Below are 7,043 nucleotides of genomic sequence, written 5' to 3'. Positions count from 1 at the left end.
AGCAGCCGACCGAGCAGCCGTCGCTCAATTCCACCGCGAACGGCAGGTACAGCGCCGTCAGGCCGAAGTAGCCGCGGGCGATGACATTGCGCGCCGTCTGCCGCCGGCGCCACTCCAGATACTGCCGCCGGCAGCCGTCAAAGCGCCCGGCTTCGTTATAGACGAAATCCAGATAGGACGACTCGCGCTCGAAGAAGCGGCGCACCACCTGTTGCTGCTCGCGGTCGAGATGCGCGTCGCTGCCGGCGATGTCCCTGCCGTAGGGGCCGAGGACGGCGCGCGCCAGCGTCTCCGGCGCCGCCAGATGATATTCCTCAAGCGCCGCCGGCCAGCCGCGCGCGGCCTTGTCGCGGAAGGCCTCGTCGGCGATCCATCGTTCCTTGACTCTTTTGAGACGGGCGAGGAGGGCCGCGTCGTCCGAAGCGTCCATCGCCTCAGATGAACACGGGAACCGGGTTCAGTTGGTCTTCGGCCTTCGGCGCCTTCAGTTTGCCCATCGCCACCGGCACATCGTAAAGCCTGCCCGGCGCGAAACGCGGCCAGAAATGGCGCATCCCCGGCACCAGCAGTTTGATGACCGGCAGGCCGATGTCGGGCCGCGTCTGGTCGAGCGCCAGCAGTTCCAGCCCCTTGTCGTGCACCTTGTCCACGCACGCCTGCACTTCCTGGTAGATGGTGCGCCGCGGCGCCTCGTAGTCCTTGCGCCCGCGAAGGCTGGCCCCCGCCAGCGGAATCATGTACTGCTTGTCCTTCAACTTCGCATTCTGCCACCAGTCGAGGCATTCCGGGTCCATGAAGTCGTACGAGTCCGGGTCGTCGGTGGCGTTCAGCACCGCGGTCAGGTACTGGTTCATCTCGCACACCGCCCGCAGGCACGCGATGTGCGGGTCGAAATGCGCGCCGGCGGAAAAGCAGATGTCCTCGTTCTCCTTGTCGGTGCGCCGCGACATCGCCACCATCACCGGAATCCCGAAGTCGTTGGTGATGTCAATCACCCACATGTCGCGGTTGTAGTGCTTGCGGTAGCGTTCCGGCGCCCTCGACAGAAACGGGTCGCCGAAGGTGGCGATGTCAACCGCCGGAAACTGCAACTCGTTGTACCACCACATCGCGAAGGCGTCGCGCTCGACCAGTTCCATGAAGCCCTGCACCGCCGCCTCTTCCAGCGTGTTGCCGGAGGCGGCGCCGTTGGAGTCCGGCCCGACATAATACTTGTCGGCGAAGCGCCCGCCCATGTAACTGAAATACAACTGCGCCGTCGGCAACCACACTTTCCTGCCGCGCGTCACCGACCATATCGGCGACCATTCCATTTCCTGCTCCTCGTCGAACACCAGCGGCACGCTGCCGAACCGGTGGCCGCGCCGGTTGATCTCGTCGCGCCCGGCGTACTGCTTGTCGCTGTAGAGCATGATCTTGTTCGGGTGCAGCGCCTCGCCCTCGCCGAAGTCGGCAAAGCGCGCGGCCTTGCGAATCTCGTCGCCGTGGAAGACGCCGCTGTAACGCTCCAGCGCCTCGCCGATGGCGCTGGCCTGCGCCTGGTCGCGGCTGCGCCCCTTGCCGGAACTTTTGGTGCGTAAACTCGCCGTCAGCAGGTTGAAGTGGGCGTTCATCAGCGCCAGGTTGCTGCCGGCCCAGTACACATGCAGCCACGGGTCGTCCGGCGGCGACGAGCGCAGCAACTGCGTGACGACGCCGGAAAGCGGGCTGACCAGGTCCTTGTGCAGTTCCACCGTCAGGTGCGGCTCGCGCGCCTTCATGCCGCCGCTGGTGAACAGCGTGTCGCCGCCGTCTTTGAAAACCACCGGGCGAAACTCGCGCGACGGGTCGTGCAGGCGCTTGTCGCCGCACGCCGGGCACTGCGGCCTTTTCATCACCGTGTGCAACTCCATGTCCGTCATCACCAGGCTGAAACTTCGCATCTGCCGGTGCAGCGCAATCATGTCGGCGCGCCCCTCTTCGTGCAGCACAATCCATCTCGCCGCATCCATCGCCAGCAACCGCGCGCAGCCGCGCAGCAGGCCCTCGTCCAGCACCTTCGGCACAAACTGCTCGCCGCCCTCGGCCATGTGGCCGAGAAAACTGCGAACCTCGCGGTTGCCTTTCATGCGGTGGTAGAGGCAGCGCCAGCACGGCTCTTCGGCGCCGGCGCGAAACACCGGGCCGAACATCGCCTGCAAACCGACGAGGCGCGCCGGCAGCCACGGGCGCCCGTCGTGCAGCCGCGCCCGGTTGAACGCCTCAAGCGCCGGGTCGAGATAATCGTCCACCAGCACGATGAACAAATCCGGCGTGTCCGACTCCGTCATCTCCACCGACCACGCCGCAAGGCCCTCGCGCAGCCACTCCGCCGCCTGCGGGCGCCCGTTCAGCGACACCATCCTGACGGCGCAGCCGCGCAGTTTCTGTTCGGCATAGCGCGGCGACACGCCCATGGACGCCCAGATGGCGGCCTGATCCTGCGCGATTGCGTGCTCCGCCGAGACAATGTAGAAACTGTACGCCATGCGCGACAGCGCCGACTTGATTTCCATCTCCGGGGCGACGCCCCTGAGTTTTTCAACCAGTTGACGGCGGTCGGTCTTGCCGTCTATCGCCGACGCGAGGCCGAAGAACAAATCGCCGGACAGCACATAGTCGCCGTATTCGGAGCCGAGAAAAACCCGCTTGTCGAGTTTGCCGGGGTCGTCGCCGTCTTCGGCGACGGCGCCCGGCGGCGGTTCCAGAAAAGTGGCTTGCAGATGAGGGCTTAGCTGGGGAAGACGGACGATGCCTTCGTCTTCCCTGGTCTTCAGGTGGAAGCGGCGCTGTTCCGGCGCGGGGGGTTTCTCATAGGTCGCCTTTTCGTACATCAGGGTTTGCCTTCACCGCGCAACAAGCGCGCAGGGGCGTGATTATACAATCAGTCGGCATGTGTTTGCCCGCTGACACAGGTTTCTGAACGGACGAACCGCCGCCCTCGCCGCCATTGGCTGCCACGCACACCGCCACTTGCCGCCGCGCAGCGCACACCGCAAGCCCGGCCAATGGCCGCCCGCGCAACCCGGCCTGCCCCGCCGCGCGGCGCCAACGGCGGCAGGCGTTATAATGGCGGCGTCATGCCGCAGATGCCTTTGAGACGATGACGCCGGAACGAATCAGGAAAATGGCCGCAGGCGGCGAAGCGCTTGATGTGGAATTCAAGAGCGAGCGAACACAGGCACTCCCGGACCGCGAACTCGTTGAGGCCGTTGTGTGCCTTGCAAACCGCAGCGATGACAACCCCGGCTGGCTGCTGATTGGCGTCGAGGACAATGGCCGCATCAGCGGCGCCCGCCCCCGCCACGATGGAAAAACCGACCCGGCCCGCGTGCAGGCGCTCATCAGCAACCGCACCCGCCCGTCGCTCTCCGTGCGTGCCGAGGTGGTGAATGTCGGCGGAAAGCAGATTCTCGCAATCGAGATTCCGGCTGCCCGCCAGCCCGTCGGCACCTCGGACGGGCACTACCTGCGCCGCGCCATCGGCGGCGACGGCAAGCCCGCTTGCACTCCGCTCCACTTTCACGAAATGCAGGCGCAACATGCCAGCCGCGGTCTGCTTGACTACTCGGCGTTGCGGCTGGACCACCTCGGCATGGACGCGCTGGATCCACTGGAATTTGACCGCTACCGCCGCGCCATTCGGGAGAACCGGGGCCGCGGAGACGAAGCCCTGCTCGGCCTCAACGACCTGGAACTGGCCAGGGCGCTGGGTGCGGTTGAAAACAACAACGGCACTGTGTTCATGCGGGTTCTGGGGGTGCTCCTTTTTGGCCGCGAGAGTGCGCTGAAAGACGCCCTGCCGACCCACGAAGTCGCGTTTCAGGTTCTCTCCGGCACAGATGTGGAAGTCAACGACTTCTTTCGCTGGCCGTTGTTGCGCGCCATGGAGGAACTGGAAATGCGCTTCCGGGCGCGCAACCGGGAGCGGGAGGTTCAGGTTGACATGCTTCGCATCGGAGTCCCCGACTATCCGGAACGCGCTTTCCGTGAAGGGGTCGCCAACGCACTCACTCACCGCGACTACACACGCCTTGGCGCCGTGCATGTGCAATGGCATGCCAACCGGCTCGAAATCTCAAACCCCGGCGGCCTTCCGGAAGGCGTGCGCCTCGACAACCTGCTTGTGACCCAACCGCGCCCCCGCAATCCGCTGCTGGCGGACGCCTTCAAGCGCGCCGGCATCGTCGAACGCACCGCCCGCGGCATTGACACCATCTTCCACGAACAGATTCGCAACGGGCGTCCGGCGCCTTCCTACGAACGAACCACGGAAAAAGATGTCGTTCTGACACTCCCCGGCGGCAAGGCCAACCTGGAGTTCGTGCGTCTGGTGACGAAAGAGGCGCGCGCGGGCCGCACGCTCTCTCTGGACGGTCTGCTGATTCTGAACCGCCTGTGGCAAGACCGCCGCATCACGACGGCGGAGGCCGCGCGCCTGATGCAAAAGCCCGAGGCCGAGACACGCGGCAGTCTGGAAACACTGGCCGAAAGCGGCCTGATTGAAAGACGCGGCGAACACAAGGCCCGCACCTGGCATCTGTCCGCCGCGACCTACCGCCGCCTCGGTGAAAAAAGCGCCTACATCCGTCAACGCGGCTTTGAACCGCTGCAACAAGAGCAAATGGTGTTGCAATACGCCAAAAGCCATGGCCGAATTACCCGGGGCCAGGTCGCAGAACTTTGCAAGATTACGCCAGGCCAGGCCACCCGCCTGCTCCGGCGGCTGACTGATCGGGGGGCAATCAAGGCGCACGGCGAGAAAAGAGGAAGATGGTATTCGCACAAACGTCCCCCTGAACCGACATGAAATAATGACCAATAATGACGCGCGATTATTTTACTTTCAACTTTAATTGCGCGCGATTATCCCGGATATTTGCCTGTATATCAATGGTGTAGCGACCTGTGAAAATCCGGATTGGACCGGGCCGGAGCATAAAAAAATCAATATATTCGCAAAATAATGAGCGCGTTAATGCCCCCGATTGACGCGCCCGTACAGTTCAGGCGCGAGTCCACAAAATGAAGTGTGCCGCAGATTGGCCGCCGCGCCGCCCGCGCCGCAAGCCCGGCCAATGGCCGCCGCGCGGCGCCAGCGGCGGCAGGCGTTATAATGGCGGCGTCATGCCGCAGATGCCTTCCTGTCAATCGCTTCACTGGGGCGGATTTGCCCTTGCCGTCGGCGGGCTGGCCGTCGCGGTTTTCTTTATGCAGGGCGTGCTGGGGCTGGCGCCGTGCCCGCTTTGCATTCTTGACCGCTGGGTCACCGGGCTGGCGGCGGCGGTGTTTCTGGCGGCGGCGCTGCACAATCCCGGCGCGCTCGGGCAGCGCCTCTACGCCGGTCTCGGCCTGCTGGCGTGCGCCGCCGGCCTCGGCCTGGCCGGGCGCCATGTCTGGCTGCAAAACCTGCCGCCGGGGCGGGTGCCGGACTGCACGCCCGGCCTTGATTACCTGCTGGAACAATTTCCGCCGATGGAAGTGCTGCGGACGGTGCTGAACAGCGCCGGCGAATGCGCCGAAGTGGCGTGGACTTTCGCCGGGCTGACGATTCCGCAGCAAACGCTGCTGTTTTTCGGCGCGCTGGCGCTGGTGTGCGCGGCGGTGCTGCTGAAAACCCGCGGGGCGCGGTGATGCCGCGCATCGCGTTCATCGGCGCCGGCAACATCGCGCGCAGTCTGATTGGCGGCCTCACCGCGCACGGCCTGCCCGCCGCCGACTTGCGCGTGTCCGACCCCGACGGCGCGCAACTCGCGCGGCTGGCCGAACGCCATCCGGGGCTTGCGACATTCGCCTCCAATCCCGACGCCGCCGCCGACTGCGACTTCGCCGTGCTGTGCGTCAAACCCGACGCCGTGCGCGCGGTGTGCGGCGAGATGGCCGGTGCGCTGGCGCGGCGCGGCGGCGTGCTGCTGTCGGTCGCCGCCGGCGTGCCGCTGGCGCGCCTTGATGAATGGAGCGGCGCGCAACTCGCCATCATCCGCTGCATGCCGAACACGCCGGTCGCGGTCGGGCGCGGCGTTGTCGCGCTGTGCGCCGGCGCGCGCGTGTCGGCGGCACAGCGCGACGCCGCCGGGCAACTGCTGGGCGGCGTCGCCGTTACGGTGTGGCTTGACGACGAAAGCGGCATGGACCTCGTCACCGCGCTGTCGGGCAGCGGCCCGGCCTATTTCTTCCGGATTGTCGAGGCGTTTGAGCAGGCGGCGGCGGAACTGGGGCTGCCCGCCGACGCCGCGCGGCGCCTCGCGCGCGGCACTTTCTGCGGCGCCGCCGCGCTGGCCGACGGCGGCGACGGCGATGTCGCGCGCCTGCGCCAACAGGTGACCTCGCCGGGCGGCACCACCGAAAGCGGCCTCGCCGCACTGGAAGAAGGCGGCATCAACCGCCTCGCGCGCACGGTGCTGGCGGCGGCGGCGAAACGCTCGGCGGAACTGGCCGCCGCGACGGCGCGATGAACAACCTGATGAGCGGCGGCACGCCGGAACAGGCGCTGGCGTTTGTCCTCGACACGCTGATCACCTTCTACACGCTGCTGCTGCTGCTGCGCGCGCTGCTGGCGCTGGCGCAGGCCGACTTCTACAACCCGCTGTCGCAGGCCATCGTGCGGCTGACCGAGCCGCCGCTGGCGCTGGCGAGAAAACTCATCCCCGCCGCCGGCAAGTGGGACTTGCCGTGCTGGATACTGGTCTATCTGGCGCGCCTGTTCGAGTTGTCGCTGGTCAGCGCCATCAAGGGCTTCTCGCCGGCGCTGCCGGCGCTGCTGACGGTGGCGCTGATTCAACTGGGCGAGTTGCTGCTGCAAACCTGGATTGTCGCGATTTTCATTTTCGCCGTCAGCAGTTGGTTCATCACCGGCGCGCAGGCGTACAGCAACCCCTTCATCTCGCTGCTCTACAGCCTGATTTCGCCGCTGCTGGAACCGGTGCGGCGCGTCGTGCCGACCGTCGGGCCGGTGGATTTCAGCGCGCTGATTATGCTGTTTCTGCTTTATATGGCGCTGAATCTGCTGCACTCGCTCTACTGAA

The 7,043-nt window shown here is 65.9% G+C and carries 6 protein-coding genes; 4 read left to right on the top strand and 2 right to left on the bottom strand.

The annotated features are described in order from the left end of the window. Both OXU50_05765 and OXU50_05760 read right to left on the bottom strand, forming a co-directional pair. A partial coding sequence (locus OXU50_05765; GenBank protein MDD9869381.1) for a hypothetical protein occupies positions 1–430 on the bottom strand: 430 nt, incomplete at its 3' end. Positions 431–434: 4 nt separating this feature from the next. Further along, the gene (locus tag OXU50_05760; GenBank protein ID MDD9869380.1) at positions 435–2,852 is read right to left on the bottom strand and encodes a TOMM precursor leader peptide-binding protein; all 2,418 of its coding nucleotides are present in this window, start codon (positions 2,850–2,852) and stop codon (positions 435–437) included. A gap of 269 nt (positions 2,853–3,121) precedes the next feature. On the opposite strand from OXU50_05760, the gene OXU50_05755 reads away from it, so the two are divergent. From OXU50_05755 to OXU50_05740, 4 genes are all read left to right on the top strand, one after another. Next, positions 3,122–4,828, top strand: a complete 1,707-nt coding sequence (locus tag OXU50_05755) for a putative DNA binding domain-containing protein (GenBank protein ID MDD9869379.1) — start codon at positions 3,122–3,124, stop codon at positions 4,826–4,828. Between the two features lie 326 nt (positions 4,829–5,154). After that, on the top strand, positions 5,155–5,652 hold the full coding sequence (locus OXU50_05750) for a disulfide bond formation protein B (protein ID MDD9869378.1): 498 nt from the start codon (positions 5,155–5,157) through the stop codon (positions 5,650–5,652). After that, complete coding sequence (proC, locus tag OXU50_05745; protein MDD9869377.1) at positions 5,652–6,473, top strand: pyrroline-5-carboxylate reductase; 822 nt, start codon at positions 5,652–5,654, stop codon at positions 6,471–6,473. Before OXU50_05750 ends, proC begins: the two co-directional genes overlap by 1 nt. Further along, positions 6,470–7,042 (top strand): YggT family protein, encoded by a 573-nt coding sequence (locus OXU50_05740; GenBank protein ID MDD9869376.1) that lies wholly within the window; start codon positions 6,470–6,472, stop codon positions 7,040–7,042. The genes proC and OXU50_05740 overlap by 4 nt, the downstream gene beginning before the upstream one ends. Position 7,043: the final 1 nt, after the last annotated feature.

It is taken from the genome of Gammaproteobacteria bacterium, from assembly GCA_028817225.1.
Classification (GTDB): Bacteria; Pseudomonadota; Gammaproteobacteria; order Poriferisulfidales; family Oxydemutatoraceae; genus Oxydemutator.
The sequence above is the reverse complement of the archived record's forward strand: the minus strand, read 5'-3'. Positions and strand labels throughout refer to the sequence as shown.

Bases quoted from the DNA above. Each gene is read 5' to 3' on its own strand.
- OXU50_05760 (MDD9869380.1), bottom strand. From the start codon at position 2,852: ATGTACGAAAAGGCGACCTATGAGAAACCCCCCGCGCCGGAACAGCGC.
- OXU50_05755 (MDD9869379.1), top strand. From the start codon at position 3,122: ATGACGCCGGAACGAATCAGGAAAATGGCCGCAGGCGGCGAAGCGCTT.
- OXU50_05750 (MDD9869378.1), top strand. From the start codon at position 5,155: ATGCCTTCCTGTCAATCGCTTCACTGGGGCGGATTTGCCCTTGCCGTC.
- proC (MDD9869377.1), top strand. From the start codon at position 5,652: ATGCCGCGCATCGCGTTCATCGGCGCCGGCAACATCGCGCGCAGTCTG.
- OXU50_05740 (MDD9869376.1), top strand. From the start codon at position 6,470: ATGAACAACCTGATGAGCGGCGGCACGCCGGAACAGGCGCTGGCGTTT.